The sequence below is a fragment of the Bradyrhizobium sp. CCBAU 45389 genome, from assembly GCF_028128625.1.
In the GTDB taxonomy this organism is placed as follows: Bacteria; Pseudomonadota; Alphaproteobacteria; order Rhizobiales; family Xanthobacteraceae; genus Bradyrhizobium; species Bradyrhizobium liaoningense_B.
This window is the reverse complement of the sequence record NZ_LBIY01000093.1, coordinates 200,057-218,207: the sequence shown is the minus strand read 5'-3', so window position 1 is coordinate 218,207 and position 18,151 is coordinate 200,057. Positions and strand designations below refer to the sequence as shown.

At 66.2% G+C, this 18,151-nt stretch carries 20 protein-coding genes; 14 read left to right on the top strand and 6 right to left on the bottom strand.

The window, feature by feature from the left end; genetic code table 11:
- The first annotated feature begins 81 nt into the window (after nt 1-81).
- Entirely contained in the window at nt 82-960 is an 879-nt protein-coding gene (locus tag XH79_RS24935; protein WP_271583291.1) for a DMT family transporter, read from the top strand.
- On the opposite strand, the gene XH79_RS24930 is transcribed toward XH79_RS24935, so the two are convergent.
- Entirely contained in the window at nt 957-1,148 is a 192-nt protein-coding gene (locus XH79_RS24930; RefSeq protein WP_212335900.1) for a hypothetical protein, read from the bottom strand. The genes XH79_RS24935 and XH79_RS24930 overlap by 4 nt on opposite strands.
- A 31-nt stretch (nt 1,149-1,179) precedes the next feature.
- On the bottom strand, nt 1,180-2,337 hold the full coding sequence (locus XH79_RS24925) for an MFS transporter (RefSeq protein ID WP_271583344.1): 1,158 nt from the start codon (nt 2,335-2,337) through the stop codon (nt 1,180-1,182).
- 179 nt (nt 2,338-2,516) lie between these two features.
- On the opposite strand from XH79_RS24925, the gene XH79_RS24920 reads away from it, so the two are divergent.
- Entirely contained in the window at nt 2,517-3,776 is a 1,260-nt protein-coding gene (locus XH79_RS24920; RefSeq protein WP_271583290.1) for an adenylate/guanylate cyclase domain-containing protein, read from the top strand.
- 178 nt (nt 3,777-3,954) lie between these two features.
- On the opposite strand, the gene XH79_RS24915 is transcribed toward XH79_RS24920, so the two are convergent.
- Nucleotides 3,955-5,199 carry an MFS transporter gene (locus XH79_RS24915; protein WP_271583289.1) on the bottom strand — a complete coding sequence of 415 codons (1,245 nt, stop codon included), beginning with the start codon at nt 5,197-5,199 and terminating at the stop codon, nt 3,955-3,957.
- A 169-nt stretch (nt 5,200-5,368) separates the two neighbouring features.
- Between XH79_RS24915 and XH79_RS24910 the strand changes: the two genes are divergently transcribed.
- Nucleotides 5,369-6,721 (top strand): Nramp family divalent metal transporter, encoded by a 1,353-nt coding sequence (locus XH79_RS24910; protein WP_212335903.1) that lies wholly within the window; start codon nt 5,369-5,371, stop codon nt 6,719-6,721.
- Between the two features lie 127 nt (nt 6,722-6,848).
- Here the strand turns inward: XH79_RS24910 and XH79_RS24905 are convergent, their stop codons facing one another.
- The 3 genes from XH79_RS24905 to hemB form a co-directional block, all read right to left on the bottom strand.
- Entirely contained in the window at nt 6,849-7,625 is a 777-nt protein-coding gene (locus XH79_RS24905; protein WP_212335904.1) for an arginyltransferase, read from the bottom strand.
- A gap of 119 nt (nt 7,626-7,744) precedes the next feature.
- Nucleotides 7,745-8,284, bottom strand: a complete 540-nt coding sequence (locus XH79_RS24900) for an RDD family protein (RefSeq protein ID WP_271583288.1) — start codon at nt 8,282-8,284, stop codon at nt 7,745-7,747.
- 237 nt (nt 8,285-8,521) lie between these two features.
- Nucleotides 8,522-9,583, bottom strand: coding sequence for a porphobilinogen synthase (hemB, locus tag XH79_RS24895; RefSeq protein ID WP_271583343.1), 1,062 nt, complete (start codon nt 9,581-9,583; stop codon nt 8,522-8,524).
- A gap of 124 nt (nt 9,584-9,707) precedes the next feature.
- Between hemB and XH79_RS24890 the strand changes: the two genes are divergently transcribed.
- The 11 genes from XH79_RS24890 (at nt 9,708) to thiL (ending at nt 18,092) form a co-directional block, all read left to right on the top strand.
- The gene (locus XH79_RS24890) at nt 9,708-10,205 is read left to right on the top strand and encodes a DUF6163 family protein (protein ID WP_212335906.1); all 498 of its coding nucleotides are present in this window, start codon (nt 9,708-9,710) and stop codon (nt 10,203-10,205) included.
- A 514-nt stretch (nt 10,206-10,719) separates the two neighbouring features.
- Complete coding sequence (gene ldtR, locus XH79_RS24885; RefSeq protein ID WP_018320040.1) at nt 10,720-11,238, top strand: transcriptional regulator LdtR; 519 nt, start codon at nt 10,720-10,722, stop codon at nt 11,236-11,238.
- A 195-nt stretch (nt 11,239-11,433) separates the two neighbouring features.
- Nucleotides 11,434-11,670 carry a hypothetical protein gene (locus tag XH79_RS24880; RefSeq protein ID WP_212335907.1) on the top strand — a complete coding sequence of 79 codons (237 nt, stop codon included), beginning with the start codon at nt 11,434-11,436 and terminating at the stop codon, nt 11,668-11,670.
- Between the two features lie 37 nt (nt 11,671-11,707).
- Nucleotides 11,708-11,929: a hypothetical protein gene (locus tag XH79_RS24875; protein ID WP_212335908.1), complete on the top strand. Its 222-nt coding sequence runs from the start codon at nt 11,708-11,710 to the stop codon at nt 11,927-11,929.
- A gap of 268 nt (nt 11,930-12,197) precedes the next feature.
- Nucleotides 12,198-13,496 carry a serine hydroxymethyltransferase gene (glyA, locus tag XH79_RS24870; protein WP_271583287.1) on the top strand — a complete coding sequence of 433 codons (1,299 nt, stop codon included), beginning with the start codon at nt 12,198-12,200 and terminating at the stop codon, nt 13,494-13,496.
- Nucleotides 13,497-13,511: 15 nt separating this feature from the next.
- On the top strand, nt 13,512-13,994 hold the full coding sequence (gene nrdR, locus XH79_RS24865; protein WP_011087793.1) for a transcriptional regulator NrdR: 483 nt from the start codon (nt 13,512-13,514) through the stop codon (nt 13,992-13,994).
- Nucleotides 13,991-15,139 carry a bifunctional diaminohydroxyphosphoribosylaminopyrimidine deaminase/5-amino-6-(5-phosphoribosylamino)uracil reductase RibD gene (gene ribD / locus XH79_RS24860; RefSeq protein WP_271583286.1) on the top strand — a complete coding sequence of 383 codons (1,149 nt, stop codon included), beginning with the start codon at nt 13,991-13,993 and terminating at the stop codon, nt 15,137-15,139. Before nrdR ends, ribD begins: the two co-directional genes overlap by 4 nt.
- Nucleotide 15,140: 1 nt before the next feature.
- Complete coding sequence (locus XH79_RS24855; RefSeq protein WP_271583285.1) at nt 15,141-15,764, top strand: riboflavin synthase; 624 nt, start codon at nt 15,141-15,143, stop codon at nt 15,762-15,764.
- 178 nt (nt 15,765-15,942) lie between these two features.
- Complete coding sequence (gene ribH / locus XH79_RS24850; protein ID WP_212335912.1) at nt 15,943-16,434, top strand: 6,7-dimethyl-8-ribityllumazine synthase; 492 nt, start codon at nt 15,943-15,945, stop codon at nt 16,432-16,434.
- Nucleotides 16,435-16,438: 4 nt separating this feature from the next.
- Nucleotides 16,439-16,936 carry a transcription antitermination factor NusB gene (gene nusB, locus XH79_RS24845; RefSeq protein ID WP_212335913.1) on the top strand — a complete coding sequence of 166 codons (498 nt, stop codon included), beginning with the start codon at nt 16,439-16,441 and terminating at the stop codon, nt 16,934-16,936.
- 154 nt (nt 16,937-17,090) lie between these two features.
- Nucleotides 17,091-18,092, top strand: coding sequence for a thiamine-phosphate kinase (thiL, locus tag XH79_RS24840; RefSeq protein ID WP_271583284.1), 1,002 nt, complete (start codon nt 17,091-17,093; stop codon nt 18,090-18,092).
- The last annotated feature ends 59 nt before the right edge of the window (nt 18,093-18,151 follow it).

Below are 18,151 nucleotides of genomic sequence, written 5' to 3'. Positions count from 1 at the left end.
CTCGTCAACACCCCTGTTGCCACACCGGTGGCAGTAGGGCTGTGCTAGCGGTCCGCAAAAGCTCCGGCACAGGAGACGGTCGTGGGGGAGTGGCTCGGCGTTGCGATCGCGCTTGTCTCGAGCAGCTTAGGGGGCACCGCGGCGGCGATCACCCGCTATCTCGTCACCGGCGCCGATCCGGTCCTGCTGGCGATCCTGCGCTGGGGGATCGGTTTCCTCTGTCTCCTGCCATGCGCGCTGCTGCTTGGTGTACGCTGGCCGCAGCGCTCCGACTGGCCGGCGGTGGCGCTGCTCGGCATCTGCTTCTTCGGCCTGTTCTTCATCCTCTACAACATCGCGGTATCCTACACGACCGCGGCGCGCGCCAGCCTCGCGCTGGCGACGTTGCCGCTGCACACCATGGTGGTCGGCGCGATCCTCGGCGCGGAGCGACTGACCGCGCGCAAGATCATGGGGGTGGGCATCGCCGTGCTCGGCGTGACGGCGGCGCTCGCCGCGGGGCTCGCACAAAGCCCGCCGGGAGCCTGGCGCGGCGAACTGATCATGACCGCGGCCGTGTTCTGCATGGCGTTCTACAACGTCTTGTCGCGTCCGCTGATGCAGCGTTCGAGCGCGCTCGGCTTTCTCACGGTCGGCATGGGCGCGGGCGCCGTGGTGCTGGTCGTGGCGGGTTTGTTGAAGGGCAGTTTTGCGGCGCTCGACCAGTTCACGACGGGGCAGTGGATTGCCGGCATCTATCTCGGCGCTGGCGGCGGCGCGCTCGCCTTCATCCTCTGGGTCATGGCGCTGGCGCGGGCGACGCCGACCCGTGTCGCCAATACCATGACGGTCAATCCGATTGCCGCGACGCTTCTGGCCGCGCTGCTAATCGGCGAGCCGATCACGGCAAATCTGTTGATCGGGTTGGTGGCGGTGTTCGCCGGGATCTGGATTGCGACCAGCGAAGCGAAGCCGGCCTAGCTCTTCGGCGCCGTGGCCGCGGGCGGGCTCGCTTCGGGCGTCTTCTTCGGCTTTAGCGAGCCGGCATAGAACGAGACCAGCCACACCAGCAGGAGGGCGAGGAGATAAACGCCCCAGGCCTGCGGCGGCGTGGTCGCCCAGCGCAAAAGGCCCTTGAATGTGCGCGGCGGATTGTTGTCGTCGGTCATGGCCCGCTTGTGCGCGAAAGCGGCGGTGCGGTCAATCCGGCCGCCGCTCGGCGCGGATCAGGAACAGCGCCGCCAGCGCCGAGAGGCTGAGCGCGGAGGAGACGATCAACACCTTGGCGCCCATGACGTCGATGAGCAGGCCGAACACCAGCGGCGCCACCGCCTGCGCCATCCGCGCCGGCGCGCCGATGATACCGAGGCGGTAGCCGAAATCCTTGGGGCCGAAGATCGACAGCGGCAGCGTGCCGCGGGCGATCGTCAGGATGCCGTTGCCCGAGCCGTGGAACAGCGCAAAGGCGCTCGCTGCGGCACCGCCAAAGATGGCGACGACGGCAGCGCCGATCGGATGGGTCAGGCAGGCGAGCCGCGTCGACCACAAGGGATGAAAGCGGCTCAGAACGCTGGCTTCGAGGATGCGCGCCACCACCTGCGCCGGGCCGATCAGCGCGCCGGCCGCGATCGCCTCGACATGCGTCGCGCCGGTGGCCTCGACGATCCGCGGAAAATGCACGGCCATCGCGCCGGTGACGGTCCAGACCGCGGCAAAGACGAAGGCGAGCAGCACCATGGTGCGGTCGAGCGGCAGATGCGGCTTCTCGGCGGTCGCCGCCGCCTGCCTCGCGCCCTTGATCGTGGGCAGCATGAAGAAATTGAGGGGCAGGCCGATCAGGATGTTGGCGGCGGCCCAGGCAAAGCAGGTCTCGCGCCAGCCGATATGGGCAAGGCCCCAGGCGGTGAGCGGCCAGCCGACGGTCGAGGCAAAGCCCGCCATCAGCGTGATCCCGGTGATGGGCCTGCGCGCCTCGGTGCCGTAGATGCGCCCCAGTGCGGCGAAGGCGGCATCATAGAGACCCATCGCCATGCCGATGCCGAGCACGAGCCAGGCGATCGCCATCACTGCGACGGATTGCGAGACGCCGAGCAGGACGAGGCCGGCGGCGATGGTCAGGTTGGAGACCGACAGCACCTGCCGCCCGCCGACGAGATCGATCTGGCGCCCGATCCGCGGGCCGAGCATCGCCGAGATCACCAGCGAGGCCGAGAACGCGCCAAAAATCCAGTTGGAGGAGATGCCGAGGTCGCGCGCCATGGGATCGGCAAGCAGCGCCGGCAGATAGTAGCTGGAAGCCCAGGCCAAGGTCTGTGTGGTGCCGAGCGCCAGGATGATCGGAAGCTGGCGCTGGCTCATCTGCGCGTGCTTTCGATTCTGGCCGGCAATGTCATCATCGCCGGCATTTGCCGCCCGCGTGGCGAGCGCGTCAACCGCGGCTGCGGCATATTCGACCTGCGCGGGACGGGGAACCTTGCACACGGCCCCGCGCGAGGCTTGCGCCTTTCGCTCGTCACGAATGCACGCCATAATGGCGTATGCAATTGACCTCGCGCCTAGCGCTGATGAACTGGCTGACCGGCCAGGGGCTCACGGGCCTGCCCGAAAACGAACTGCTCAGAGGGTTCTGCGAGCGCTGCCGCGCCGAGGGCCTGGAGCTGTCGCGCGCCCTCGTTGTCATCGACACGCTGCATCCGATCTATGAGGGCCGCGGCTTCCTCTGGAGCGACCGCCCCAGCAACGAGAGCGACGTGTTCGAATACGGCTCGACCGCCGAGGGCGATGCCAACAAGAAGTGGCGCCGCTCGGTGTTCTTCCACATGCTCGAGCACGGCCATGACGAGATGGTGATCGATCTCGCCGATGCGCCCTCGATGGACTTCTCGCAGATCGGCGAACTCGCGGAGAAGGGCCACAAGCACTATCTCGCCTTCGTGCACCGCTTCGGCGAGAACGGCGCGCTCGGCCTGATGGACTGCCTGTACTCCTGCTGGACCACGCGCCGCGAGAGCGGCTTCAGCGAAGCCGAGCTGGAGTCCCTGCGCGATCTGGTGCCGGTACTGGGGCTTGCGATCAAGTCGGCGCAGCAGGTCGACATCGCGCGCACGCTGGGACGGGTCTATCTCGGCCGCGGTGCCTCCGAGCAGGTGCTGGGCGGGCGCATCTCGCGCGGCGTCACCGAGCGCATCAACGCCGTGCTGTGGTATTCGGATTTACGCGGCTCGACCGGGATCAGCGAGAGCATCGGCCCCGACGAGATCATCCCGTTCCTCAACGACTATGCGCAGGCGGTGATCGACGCGATCCACGACGCCGGCGGCGACGTCCTGAAGCTGATCGGCGACGGTGTGCTCGCGATGTTCACCGGCGAGGACATGGCGGCCGCGCGCCGTGCCGCGCTGCGCGCCGAGCACCTGTTCCGCCAGAACGTCGTGGCGCTGAACGCGCGCCGGGCCGCGGACGGCCGTCCCACCACGTCGGCCTATATCGGCCTGCATGTCGGCGAGGTCTTCTACGGCAATATCGGTAGCGAGGACCGGCTCGATTTCACGGTGGTGGGTCCGACGGTGAACGAGGTCAGCCGCATCGCCTCGATGAGCCGCTCGGTCGATCGCGAGCTCTTGGCATCAGCGGAATTCTACAAGGGCCTGGACGCCGCCGGCCGCCGCTATCTCGTCTCCACCGGCCGCTACGCGCTGCGCGGCATCGGCCGCGCGCAGGACCTCTACACGCTCGATCCCGATGTCGATGCCAGCGAGCCGGTGACGGGCAGCTACGAGCGATATCTGGCGGGTTAGGCACGACTGCTTCTCCAACGTCGTCCTGGCGAAAGCCAGGACCCATAACCACCGGCCTCGGTTTTGCGAAGACTAGTGGTTACCGGCTCGCCTCAAATTTCTCCCTGGGGTAATGGGTCCTGGCTTTCGCCAGGACGACGATGGAGATGTTGCGTCATTTTCCCCAATCGCGACGCGGCTAACACCGCACCGCCACCTCATCCCCCACCATGTCCGGCTGTCGGTCGAGCGTCGCGGCCGGAGACAGCAGGATCACCAGCGCCTGCGCGCCGAACACGGCGGCGGCGAGATAGAGGCACGCTTCGGCGCTCCAGAAGCCGCCGACGATTGCGCCAAGTGCCGAGCCGAGCGGGCGGGCGCCATAGCTCATGATGTTGATGGCGGAGACGCGGCCGAGCAGCCGCGGCGGCGTCACCGACTGGCGCAGCGTCGTGGTCGAGATCACCCACAGGATTGGCCCGACGCCGAGCAGGAAGAAGCTCAAGCCAGCGAGCCAGGGCGAGGGGACCAGCACCGTGAGCGCCATCACCACGGAGGCGACGAACCCCGTGACCGGGCCGAGGCCGACGACGGTGCCGAAGGCGATGCGCTGCATCACGCGCGTGGCGAGGAGCGCGCCGATCACCATGCCGACGCCGTACATCGTCAGCACCGTGCCGACGCCGGCGGCGGTCAGGCCGAGATGGCGCACCGCATAGGGCACGAACACCGCGATCTGCAGGAACCAGCCGGTGTTGAAGATGAACTGGGTGATGAACACCGGCCGCAGCAGCGGATGGTGGAACACGAAGGCCGCGCCTTCGCGGATTTCTTGGAACGGATGGCGCCGTGGCATCGGCGCGCGGGCGGGCTCGTAGATGCCGGAGAGCAGCACCACGGCGATGGCCGAGAGCGCCGCGGCGAAGCCGAAGGCGAGGCTCGCGCCCCACCAGCCGACCAGTGCGCCGCCGAGCGCAGGACCGCTTGCAAAGGCAATGGTGCGCGCAAGCTCGATCCGGGCATTCGCTGCGGGCAACAGATCCGCGCTGACCAGCGAGGGCACCAGCGCCGGCGCGGCGACGCTGTAGACGACGGTGCCGCATACCGCGGCAAAGCCGAGCAGCGACAGCAGCGAAAGATTGAGCGCGCCGAGCACGAGCAGCAGCACGATGGCCGCGAGCGCCGCCGCCCGCAGCGCCTCGGCCCCTGCCATCAGCGCGCGGCGCGAGATGCGGTCGGCGAGCAGGCCGGCCGGAATGGCGAACAGCACGAAGGGCAGGGTCAGCGCTGTCTGCAGCACCCCGGTCTGGCCCTCGGCGACCCCCAGCGTCAGCACGGCGACGATCGGAGCGGCGGCCAGCGCGATCTGCTCGGCGGACTGCGCGGCGAGATTGGACCAGGCGAGGCGGCTGAAGGTGTCAGGGAGGCGCGGCGAATTTGACATGGCTCATTTCCTGCAAAGTCGGATTGGCGCCAGTATTCGCGCCCGACGCCGGCCAAACCCACCCGCTTTCCGACTGGGCGGGGCAAAACGCGGCCGCACCGGGAACTGATGCGGCTAGATGCAGTTGCAAATGAGTTGCAATAAGCCCCGACTTCGGTATTCTGACCGCATGGATGCCCGATCGCCTGATTTGACCCCCAATGCCGCCGGCTGGCGCGCTGACGCGCCAGCCACCAAAAGCCTCGCCGAAGTGAACGCCACGGTCGCCATTCCGGTTGCGGCCCAGTGGTGGCGGCGGCTGCTCGCCTTTGTCGGTCCGGGCTATCTCGTCTCGGTCGGCTACATGGACCCCGGCAACTGGGCGACCGACCTCGCCGGCGGCTCGAAGTTCGGCTACACGCTGCTCTCGGTCATCCTGCTTTCGAACTTGATGGCGATCCTGCTGCAGTCGCTGGCGGCGCGGCTCGGCATCGTCACCGACCGCGATCTGGCGCAGGCCTGCCGCGCCACCTATTCGCCGGCGGTGAACTTTTTGCTTTGGCTTGCCTGCGAGGCGGCGATCATCGCCTGTGATCTCGCCGAGGTGATCGGCACCGCGATCGCGCTGAAACTCCTGTTCGGCATTCCCCTGATTGGCGGCGCATTGCTCGCAGCGCTCGACGCGTTCCTGCTGCTCATCCTGATGAACCGCGGCTTCCGCTTCCTCGAGGCCTTCGTCATCGCGCTGCTGGCGGTGATCGCGGCCTGCTTCGTGGTCCAGATCGCGGCGGCGGCCCCGCCGGTCGCTGAGGTCCTGCACGGCTTCGTGCCGAAGAGCGAGATCTTCACCAATCCGGAGATGCTCTACATCGCGATCGGCATCATCGGTGCCACCGTGATGCCGCACAATCTCTATCTGCACTCCTCGATCGTGCAGACGCGTGCCTATGAGCGCAACGACGAGGGCCGCCGCGAGGCGATCAAATGGGCGACGACGGACTCCACCATCGCCCTGATGCTGGCGCTGTTCATCAACGCCGCGATCCTCGTCGTGGCGGCCGCGACCTTCCACAAGAGCGGCCATGCCGACGTCGCCGAGATCGGCCAGGCCTTCGAGCTGCTGTCGCCGCTGCTCGGCCTCGGCATCGCCTCGACGCTGTTCGCGGTAGCGCTGCTCGCCTCGGGTCTCAACTCGACCGTCACTGCGACGCTCGCCGGCCAGATCGTGATGGAGGGCTTTCTCGACCTGCGCCTGCCGAGCTGGGCACGCCGACTCTTGACGCGCGGCATCGCGATCATTCCGGTGATCATCGTCACCGCGATCTATGGCGAGCGCGGCACGGCCGATTTGCTGGTGTTCAGCCAGGTCGTGCTGTCGATGCAGCTGCCCTTCGCCGTCATCCCGCTGGTCCGCTTCGTCTCCGACCGGCGCAAGATGGGCCAGTTCGCGATCCCGGTGTCCGTCGCCGCGATCGCGTGGATCGTCGCGGGCGTGATCGTGGTTTTGAATCTGAAGTTGCTGGCGGATACGCTGTTCGGGTGATGTTGTCACGACGCAGCTGTCATCGCCCGGTTCAACCGGGCGATCCAGTATTCCAGAGACGGTTGTGATTGAGCCGAGAAGCCGCGGCGTACTGGATGCCCCGGTCAAGCCGGGGCATGACAGAAAGCTAATCCTGCGGCTCGGACGCCGTATCTCCCTGCGCGTCGATGCGCAGCCAGCCCGAGGGAGCGAGCCGCTGCTGCGGCAGGAAGCGGGCCTTGTAGTCCATCTTCTTGGAGCCTTCGATCCAGTAGCCGAGATAGACGTAAGGCAGGCCCTGACGTCGCGCGCGGGCGATGTGGTCGAGGATCATGAAGGTGCCCATCGAGCGGCTGACCTGGCTCGGCTCGAAGAAGGAATAGACCATCGACAGGCCGTCGCTGAGCACGTCGGTGAGCGCGACTGCGATCAGCTCATCGCCGCGGCCGGTGATGCCGCTGTCGGGGCCGCGTTTGCGGTACTCGATGATGCGGGTCTCGACATGGCTGTCCTCGACCATCATGGCGTAGTCGAGCACGGTCATGTCGGCCATGCCGCCGTGGCGGTGGCGGGCGTCGAGATAGGCGCGGAACACCGAATATTGCTCGGAGGTCGGCACTGCGCTGCGCTGCTCGCCGATGATGTCGGCGTTGCGCGCCATCACCTTGCGGAAGTTGCGCGAGGGCCGGAACTCGTTGGCGATGACCCGGACCGAGACGCAGGCGCGGCACTGGTCGCAGGCCGGCCGGTAGGCGATCGACTGGCTGCGGCGGAAGCCGCCATGGGTCAGGAGGTCGTTGAGGTCGCCGGCGCGCTCCCCCACGAGGTGCGTAAACACCTTGCGCTCATGCCGGCCCGGCAGATACGGGCAGGGGGATGGCGCCGTAAGGTAAAATTGGGGGGTGTCGCGCGAGTGCTGGGTCAAGGGACGTCGTGGGCCTCCGAAATGAGTATCAGCATCGCGCTACGGAAGCTCTCGGTCAATCGGTCTGCTCGGCAGGTCAGATCAGTCAGCTTAGTGGGTCCTGGTTGACAGGCCGTTGATCAATACGGTCTGGCCGCTTGGGGCACGGGCGCGCGGACGGAGTTGTTGATCACGACCGTTCCCAGCACGAAATCGTGCAGCAGGCGCCGGCGGCCGTTGAACGGGCCGACCAGAACCACGAAGGGCGACAGGAACGAGACCGTCACCCAGAACAGCACGGCGTGGGTGGCGCCGAGCACCAAATAACCCGGCGCGCCGTACCAGGTGCGCAGCTCCAGATCCATCACCCGCATGCCAATCGTTGCCGACGACGGACCGCCGATGCAGGCGCCGTAATAGACGATGGCCCAGATCACGGAGGCCGGCCAGGCCAGCCAGAACAGCGCCCAGCCGATGCCGAGCGTGACCACGCCGAACAGCGCGATGAAGATGTAGCCGAGGATGACGGGAACGGAGATCACGACCATGTCGATCAGGAACGCGAAAACGCGCCGCGTCGCGACACCCCGGAACAGTTCCGGGTGGAGATAGGGATCGTAGGCGTGCGGTTGCATGGCGCCGTCGTTGCGCCAGGCGCCTGAATTTCCCGAGTCCGACATAGTCCGTTCTCCAGCGAAGCCCCCGTCGCAGGACATGGGAACAGGCCATCCCCGTGCCAAGGGCGCGCGTGTGCCAACAAGCCGAAATATTCCGGCGATTCGGGGGCGGATGGGGCCGCTGGCGCGGAAGCCGTAGGGTGGGCAAAGGCGCGTTAGCGCCGTGCCCACCATTGCCTGCTGTCGTGCACGATGGATGGATTGATGGGCACGCTTGCGCTTTGCCCACCCTACGGCACCTTATCCCTGGCTGCGCAGCTTCTCCGCCACCCGCGGCGCAAAATAGCTGAGCACGCCGTCGGCGCCGGCGCGCTTGAAGGCGACGAGGCTCTCCATCATCGCGCGCTCGCCGTCGAGCCAGCCATTGTTCGCCGCGGCGGCGATCATCGCGTATTCGCCGGAGACCTGATAGGCGAAGGTCGGCATCGCAAAGGTGTCCTTCACGCGGCGGACGACGTCGAGATAGGGCATGCCGGGCTTCACCATCACCATGTCGGCGCCCTCGGCGATGTCGAGCTCGACCTCGCGCAACGCTTCATCGGTGTTCGCGCTGTCCATCTGGTAGGTGCGCTTGTCGCCGGTGAGCGTCTTGGCCGAGCCGATCGCGTCGCGGAACGGGCCGTAGAAGGCGGAGGCGTATTTGGCCGCATAGGCCATGATCTGCACGTCGAGCAGGCCAGCGCGATCCAGCCCCTCGCGGATCGCGGCGACGCGGCCGTCCATCATGTCGGAGGGGGCGATGATGTCGCAACCGGCTTCGGCCTGCACGAGCGCCTGACGCACGAGCACGGCCACCGTCTCGTCGTTCAGGATCTTGCCGTCGGAGATCAGGCCGTCATGGCCGTGGCTGGTGAAGGGATCGAGCGCGACGTCGCAGAGGATGCCGATCTCCGGAAACTCCTTCTTGATCGCGCGCACCGCCTGGCAGACCAGGTTGTTCGGATTGGTGGCTTCCGAGCCTTCCTCGTCGCGCAAGGAGGGGTCGGTGTAGGGAAACAGCGCGAGGCAGGGGATGGTGAGCTTCATCGCGCGCTCGGCCTCGCGTACGGCCTGGTCGACGCTGAGGCGCTCGACGCCCGGCATTGAGGCGACCTGCTCACGCTTGTTGTTGCCGTCGATCAGGAACAGCGGCCAGATCAGATCGTCGGTGGTGAGGACGTTCTCGCGCACCATCCGCCGGGCCCATTCGGCCTTGCGGTTGCGGCGCGGGCGGACGGTCAGATCGAGGGCAGGGGAGGCTGCTCCGCCATCCCGGCGCGACACCTCGCGCAATTCGATCGGACGTCCGTATTTGATCGCCATCATTCTTCCTCCGGCTGGAATTATTCTTATACCAGCTCGCATGGTTCCCGTCACCGCGGCTTGACCTGCCGCAACGTGATGGCAGCCGATTGATTTTGCGGGCCGAAGCAGCCAGAAGGGGCCCATGTCCGAGATCTCCACCCGCGATGCGGCCCGTGACAGTGCCAGGGACGCTGCCCGAGACAATGCCAGAGAGAGCGCGCTCTCGGTGGCGGCGATCTCGTCGGAGCGGCCCGAGTCCGACGACAATGTCTGGACGCGTCGGCTCGTGCTGTTCCTGCGGGTGATGGCGCTGCTCTCGATCCTCAAGGGCCTCTATCACTGGGCGCAGGTGACCGGCTTCGTCGGCGGCGAGGACGAGGCGTTCGAGAACCAGTCGATGGCCTGGCAGGCCGCGACCGTCTATTTCGCCGTGATCGAGCTTGTCGCCGCCGTCGGCCTCTGGCTCGCCACGCCCTGGGGCGCGGTGGTGTGGCTGACCACCGTGGTGTCGATGGCGGTGATCGAGCTGATGTTCCCGGGAATCTACGGCGGCAGCCTGGTCGTGGTCGGTGTCGAGGTCTTCATGCTCGCCGCATATCTGGCGCTCGCCTGGATGGCCGCGCGCGAACGGCCGCCGTAGGCGACGTCGTCGCTCGAAAATACTCTTGTGCCCCGGACGCGACGCAGCACGCCGCTACTTGCGGCGTGATGCGTTGCAGAGCCGGGGCCCATCTATCGCAATCTCGCTTTGATACATCTGGGTCCCGGCTCTGCGCTCCGCTTCGCTGCGCTTGTCCGGGACACGAGTGTTGCGATTGGTTGACCGCTGGTTGCCTCGAATTTGCGGTAAGTTTTCACTAACCAGCGTGTTCCGCCACAGCCGTTACGCGCCCGTTTCGAAACGGGGCGGGGCTGTTCTGGAATGCGACAGCTGCGGCGGACGGAGGGTGAACAGGACCTTGCGAAGGTCAACAGAGGGTTGCGAAAAGTCCTTGTGGCACAGGCTTAATCAGCAATTCACTGTCTTAAATTCATGATCTCTTTATTCTCTTATTTAAGCCGATCTTCAAACGAGCCCCTTAAGTTGCACCTATCGGACGGGACACAAGTTTCGTCGAATAAGTGTCGATAAAAACGACAACAGGGGAAGTGTCATGATGAAAGCCGTCGCAACTGCGGCAGATACCGCAGAGCGCGTCTCCGGCCAGCAGGGTTCGGTGCAGTCGCTCTATCTGGAAGCTTTGACTCTGGTGGAGCGGCTGCATCGCCGGCTCCTCGACGTCATCAAGGACGAGTTCGATCGCCGCGGTCGCGCCGACATCAACTCGGTGCAGGCGCTCTTGCTTTACAACATCGGCGACAAGGAGCTGACTGCGGGCGAGCTGCGCACGCGCGGCTACTATCTCGGCTCCAACGTCTCCTACAATCTGAAGAAGCTCGTCGAGCTCGGCTTCCTCGATCATCAGCGCTCGCGCGTTGATCGCCGCTCGGTGCGCATCCGCCTGACCCCGCAGGGCCAGGAAGTCCGCCGCATCGTCGACGCGCTCTACCAGAAGCACGTCAAGACGGTCGAGCAGGTCGGCGGCATCTCGGGCGAGGAATTCTCGACCCTCAACAAGTCGCTGCACCGTCTCGAGCGGTTCTGGACCGACCAGATCCTGTACCGCCTCTGAGTTCCAAGGGATCAAGGCCAAGCCGGCCCGATAACAAGACCGGCAAGCCTCCCGAACGTGCCTGACCTCCCCAAGCGCATCGGCCCGGCTTCGCCCGGACCGGTGCGTTTTGCCATTTTGCAGTTGCGAAAAAATCGCCGTTCGGCCGGAACCAGATCCCGGCATCGCGGTTAGTCCTCTGGATCGGAGGATGCGATGCTGGGCGGGCGCGGGTTGCAGGCAATGAATGTCGAGCTCGTGAGCGAAGCTTATGCGATCGCCGCCAATTATCTACGCCGCTCCGGCGCGATCCCCGACACGCTCGTCACCAACGAGCGCCTGCTCGAGATCATCATCAAGTTGATCCAGCACGGTGAATTCAACAAGATCAGGCTCGCCAACAAGGCGATCACGTGGTTCGAGACGCAATCCGAGGCCCGCGCGGTTGCCTGATCAAGACTCCCAAGATTTGAGAGAACCAGAGGGTGCAATGGAAGCTGCCATCGACCGCATCATGCAGACCTATGACCTGCTCGCCAACCGCACCGCGGCGGCCAGCGAGGAGGCACGGGAGAAGGTGACGACCTACATCAATACGTTGATGGAAGCGGGCGAGAAGGACCCGCACAGGTTGACGGTCTGCGGCCTGACCTATTTGCGCCAGCTCGACGGCAGCGTGGACCCGGTCAAGGCGGGGTATACGGGGCTTTAGGGGCAGGCGGGGCGTCTCGGGGCTGGCCTTGGAGAGGTTTAAGGGGCCGAAACGGACCTTTAAGGATATTCGGCACGCGGGCGGCTCCCTCAAAGCCGCTCGTGCGCTCCAATCCTCCAATCCCACCATATCTTGCATAAATATCGGGCCTGACCCGCAAATGCTTGGCCGGGGGCGGGCGATGTGGTAGATCGCGCGTGCTTCCGATCGCCACACCAGACCCGCCCGTAGCCCGCCAAAAGGCTGCGGCGGTGGAGATATTCGCAAGATGACCCTCGCAAAAACCGCCTCCGCGCCCGATTCGTTTTTCACCGCCTCGCTCGAGCAGGCCGACCCGGAAATCGCCGCCGCCATCAAGGGCGAGCTCGGCCGGCAGCGCCATGAGGTCGAGCTGATCGCCTCCGAGAACATCGTCAGCCGGGCCGTGCTGGAAGCGCAGGGTTCGGTGATGACCAACAAGTACGCAGAGGGTTATCCGGGCGCGCGGTATTACGGCGGTTGTGAGTGGGTCGACGTCGCCGAGAACCTCGCGATCGATCGCGCCAAGAAGCTGTTCGGCGCCAACTTCGCCAACGTGCAGCCGAATTCCGGCAGCCAGATGAACCAGGCGGTGTTCCTGGCGCTGCTCCAGCCCGGCGACACCTTCATGGGCCTCGACCTCGCGGCCGGCGGCCATCTCACCCACGGCTCGCCCGTCAACATGAGCGGCAAGTGGTTCAAGGCCGCGCACTACACCGTGCGCCGCGAAGACCAGATCATCGACATGGATGCGGTCGCCAAGCAGGCCGAAGAGGTCAAGCCGAAGCTGATCGTCGCCGGCGGCTCCGCCTATTCGCGCGCCTGGGACTTCAAGCGTTTCCGCGAGATCGCGGACAGTGTCGGCGCCTATCTTCTGGTCGACATGGCGCACTTCGCCGGCCTCGTCGCCGGCGGCGTGCATGCCTCGCCGGTGCCGTATGCGCACGTCACCACGACCACGACGCACAAGTCGCTGCGCGGTCCGCGCGGTGGTCTGATCCTCAGCAATGACGAGACGCTCGCCAAGAAGCTCAACTCGGCGATCTTCCCGGGTCTGCAGGGCGGCCCCCTGATGCATGTGATCGCGGCGAAGGCCGTTGCCTTCGGCGAGGCGCTGCGTCCGGACTTCAAGGTCTATGCCAAGAACGTCGTCGAGAACGCCAAGGCGCTCGCCGAGGCGATGAAGAGCCACGGGTTCGATATCGTCTCCGGCGGCACCGACAACCATTTGATGTTGGTCGATCTCCGGCCGAAGGGCCTGAAGGGCAACGTCTCGGAGAAGGCGCTGGTCCGCGCCGCCATCACCTGCAACAAGAACGGCATCCCGTTCGACCCCGAGAAGCCGTTCGTCACGTCAGGCCTGCGTCTCGGCACGCCCGCTGCGACCACCCGCGGTTTCGGCGTTGCTGAATTCCAGCAGGTCGGCGGCATGATCGCCGAGGTCCTCAACGCGATCGCGCAGTCCGACGACGGCAAGGCGCCGCTGGTGGAAGCCGCGATCAAGGAACGGGTCAAGGCGCTCACCGACCGGTTTCCGATCTACCAGTAAGGTCAGGCCAAGCGGATGCGGTGCCCGAACTGCAACAGTCTCGATACGCAGGTAAAGGACTCGCGTCCGACCGAGGACTCGTCCGTGATCCGCAGGCGGCGCGTGTGCGTCGCCTGCAATTTCCGCTTCACCACCTTCGAACGCGTGCAGCTGCGCGAGCTCACGGTGATCAAGCGCAACGGCCGCCGCGTGCCATTCGACCGCGACAAGCTGATGCGCTCGGTGCAGATCTCGCTGCGCAAGCGGCAGGTCGAACCCGAGCGGGTGGAGAAGATGGTCTCCACCATCGTGCGCGAGCTCGAGACCGGGGGCGAGGCCGAGATCTCCTCCGAGGTGATCGGCGAGACCGTGATGGAGCATCTGCGCACGCTCGACGACGTCGCCTATGTGCGCTTCGCCTCGGTCTATCGCAATTTCCGCGAGGCCAAGGATTTCGCCGATGTGCTCGGCGAGCTCTCCGGTGAGGAGGAAGCGCGGCTCGCCGCGATCCGCAAATGATCTTCCGCATCCTGGAGGATCAATTCGCGCAGAAGGCCCGCGAGGCCAAGGACGCGGATCGCCGCTTCATGGAGCTGGCACTCTCGCTGGGTAGGCGCGGGCAGGGACGCACCTGGCCCAATCCGGCCGTGGGCGCGGTCATCGTGAAGGACGGCGTCATCGTCGGCCGCGGCTGGACGCAGCCCGGTGGGCGCCCGCACGGCGAGCCCGAGGCGCTGCGGCGCGCGGGCGAAGCGGCGCGGGGCGCCACGCTCTACGTTACGCTCGAGCCGTGCTCGCATTTCGGCAAGTCGCCGCCCTGCGCCGATGCGGTGATTGCCGCCGGCATCAAGCGCGTCGTGGCGGCGATCGAGGATCCCAATCCGGAAGTGGCGGGCCAGGGCCATGCGCGCTTGCGCGCCGCCGGCATCACGGTGGATGTCGGTCTTTGCGCGGCAGAGGCCGCGTTCGATCACGCCGGCCATTTCCGACGCATCCGGGACAAGCGCCCGCATGTGATCCTGAAGCTCGCGGTCTCGCCCGACGGCAAGATCGGCGCGGCCGGCGGCAAGCCAGTCGCGATCACGGGGGAGGCCGTGCGCAATCGCGTGCATCTGCTCCGGGCGCAGAGCGACGCCATCCTGGTCGGCATCGGTACGGTGCTGGCCGATGATCCGCAGCTCAACTGCCGCCTGCCAGGCATGGAAGCGCGCTCGCCGGTGCGCGTGGTGCTCGACCGGAGCCTGCGCATACCCGCATCGAGCCAGCTGGTGCGCTCCGCGCGCGAGACGCCGCTTTGGGTGATCGCTTCCGAGCTTGCGGAAGCGGCCGCCGCGACCCGCCTTGGCGCTGCCGGTGCGCAAATCATGCGCATGCCTACGGGCGTGGCATCCGGGCTCGATCTTTCGGCCGTGCTGCATGCGCTGGCGGAGAAGGGCATCACGCGGCTGATGGTCGAAGGCGGCAGTCGCGTTGCGGCTTCGTTCGTCGCGGCCGATCTCGTCGACGAAATCTGGCTGTTCCGCGGGACGGAAGCGGTCGGCGAGGGCGGCGTCGATGCGCTCGACGCATTGCCCCTGTCGAAAATCACGCAGTCGCAGGCCTACAAGGTTCATGCTAGCGAGACATTCGACAGGGATACTCTCACCATCTACGAGCGCGCCTAGCATGTTCACCGGCATTGTCACCGATATCGGCGAGATCGTCAGCTTCACGCCGACGGCGCAGGGCCAGCTGCACCGGCTGCGCATCGCCTGCCGCTACGATCAGACCACCATAGCCGACGGCGCCTCGATCGCCTGCAACGGCGTCTGCCTGACGGTGGTTGCCTCGGGCGTTGCGGACGGCAGGGATTCTACTCAAAAGACCTGGTTCGACGTCGATGCTGCCGCAGAGACACTGGCGCTGACGACGGCAAAGCACTGGAAGATGGGCACGAAGCTCAATCTCGAGCGCGCGCTGAAGATCGGCGACGAGCTCGGCGGCCATATCGTCGCCGGCCATGCCGATGGCATCGCCACCATCGTCAGTCGCGAGGACCTGCCCGACATGGCGCGGTTCGAGCTCTCGACGACGCGGGAGCTGGCGCGATTCATCGCCACCAAGGGCTCGATCACGCTCGATGGTGTCTCCCTGACGATCAATACGGTTGCAGACGTGACCTTTTCGGTGCTGATCATCCCGCACACGCTGACGGTCACGACGATCGGCGGCTGGAAGGCGGGGGCCGAGGTCAATATCGAGGTCGACCTGATGGCCCGCTACGCAGCGCGGCTGACGGAAATGAAGTGACGGCAGAGCCGTCATCCGGGGCGGCTCGAAGAGCCGAACTACGGTGCGCAATTGCGCACCTGAGAATCTCGAGATTCCGGGTTCGATGCTTCGCATCGCCCCGGAATGACAGTTTAAAACTTGGCTTAGCCTCTGGCGGCGACTACATAGGCCGACCCCTTTCGAAACGGATTGAACGATGGCAGACGCGCGGCGCGCACCCCTGAAGGACCAGACCGACATTTCCGGCGCACGGGCGCTGATTGTCGAGGCCCGGTTCTATGACGATCTCCAGGACGCGCTTCTCGACGGCGCGGTGACCGAGCTGAAGGCGGCCGGTCTGACGCACGACGTGATCACGGTTCCCGGCGCGCTTGAGATCCCGGCGGCTGTGGCGATCGCGGTCGATGCCGCGGCGGCAAACGGCAAGCCCTATGACGCGGTGGTCGCGCTCGGTTGCGTGATCCGCGGCGACACCATCCATTTCGAGATCGTCTCGCAGGAATCCTCGCGCGCGCTGATGGACCTCGCCGTGGCGCGCAAGCTGCCGCTCGGCAACGGCATCCTCACCGTCAACACCGAGGCGCAGGCCTGGGCGCGGGCGCGCGCCAGCGAGCTCAACAAGGGCGGCGATGCCGCGCGCGCGGCGCTGGCGATGCTGCGCATCAAACGCCGCCTGGCGCGGGCCTGAAGCCATGGCCGACAACACCAAGAAACCGGCGGGGCTCAGCGAGAAGAAGGCGAACCGCCGCGGTGCGGCGCGGCTCGCGGCCGTGCAGGCGCTGTACCAGATGGATATCGCCGGCGCCGGCATCAACGACATCTTCGCCGAGTTCGAGAGCCACTGGCTCGGCAACGAGGTCGAGGGCGACACCTATCTGCCGGCCGAAGCCGCCTTCTTCCGCGACGTCGTCTCGGGCGTCGTGCGCGACCAGAAGAAGCTGGATCCCCTGATCGACGAAGCGCTGTCGAAGGGCTGGCCGCTCAAGCGCATCGAGGCGATCCTGCGCGCGGTGCTACGGGCCGGGGCCTATGAGCTCCAGCACCGCAAGGACGTGCCGGGCCGCGTCGTCGTCTCCGAATATGTCGACGTCGCCAATGCCTTTGTCGACCGCGAGGAGACCGGCATGGTCAACGCGGTGCTCGACCAGATCGGCCGCCAGTTTCGCGGCGACGAGTTCGGGCGGGGGTAATTGAGACAACGACTTCCGCCGTAGCCGTCACCCTGAGGTGCCGGAGCGAAGCGGAGGCCTCGAAGGGCGGCGGCGTGCCATTAAAGGTGCACCTCGGCCGTGCATCCTTCGAGGCTCGCAAGAGCTCGCACCTCAGGATGACGGGTTTACTGTCGTGACACAAGACAGAACACAGCCCTCCGCCGAAGACTCCCTCATCGCGCGCTATTTCAAGCCGCTGGCGACCGATCCCGGTGCGTTCGGGCTGGTCGACGACGCCGCGATCCTGTCCTCATCCGGCGACGACATCGTCGTCACCACCGATGCCGTGGTCGAGGGCGTGCATTATCTTGCCACCGATCCCCCTGACACCATCGCGCGCAAGGCGCTGCGGGTGAATCTGTCCGATCTTGCCGCCAAGGGCGCAGCGCCCGCCGGCTTCGTGCTGACGCTGGCGCTGCGCAGCAAGGAAGACTCCTGGCTCCGGCCGTTTGCGGACGCGCTCGGCGAGGACGCGAAAGCCTTCGCCTGTCCGCTGCTGGGCGGCGACACGGTGTCGACGCCGGGACCGCAGATGATCTCGATCACCGCTTTCGGCCGTGTGCCGAAGGGACGCATGGTCGGCCGCACCGGCGCCAGGGCCGGCGACCGCATCTTGGTGACAGGCACGATCGGTGATGCCGCGCTCGGTCTAGGCGTGCTCACCGGCGGCGCAGCGGCTGAGGCGCTGGCGTCCGATCCCGCTGGAAGAGAAGCCTTGATCTCGCGCTATCGTATCCCGCAGCCGCGCAACGCGCTGGCGCTGGCCGTGCGCGACCATGCATCGGCCGCGATGGACGTCTCCGATGGCCTTGCCGGCGATCTGACCAAACTCTGTGCGGCGTCCGGCGTCTCGGCCACGGTCGACGTGGCGAGCGTGCCGCTTTCGGCGACCGCAGCAAGCCTCGTCGCCCGCAACGTTGTTTGTGTTGAGACGCTGCTGGCCGGGGGCGACGATTACGAGGTCCTGTGCACTGTTCCGCCGGCGCAAAGCGATGCGTTGATCGCAGCCGGTCGGGCCGCGGGCCTTTCCGTTGCCGCGATCGGCACGATCGTCGCGGGCCAGGAGCGGCCACGCTTCCTCGACGGGCAGGGGCGAGAACTGACCTTGAAGCGGCTGTCCTACAGTCACTTCTAGGAATTGCTCCAAACCGGCATCCTGGTTCTCGGGACTTGGCCTAAATACCTGCCGAGATC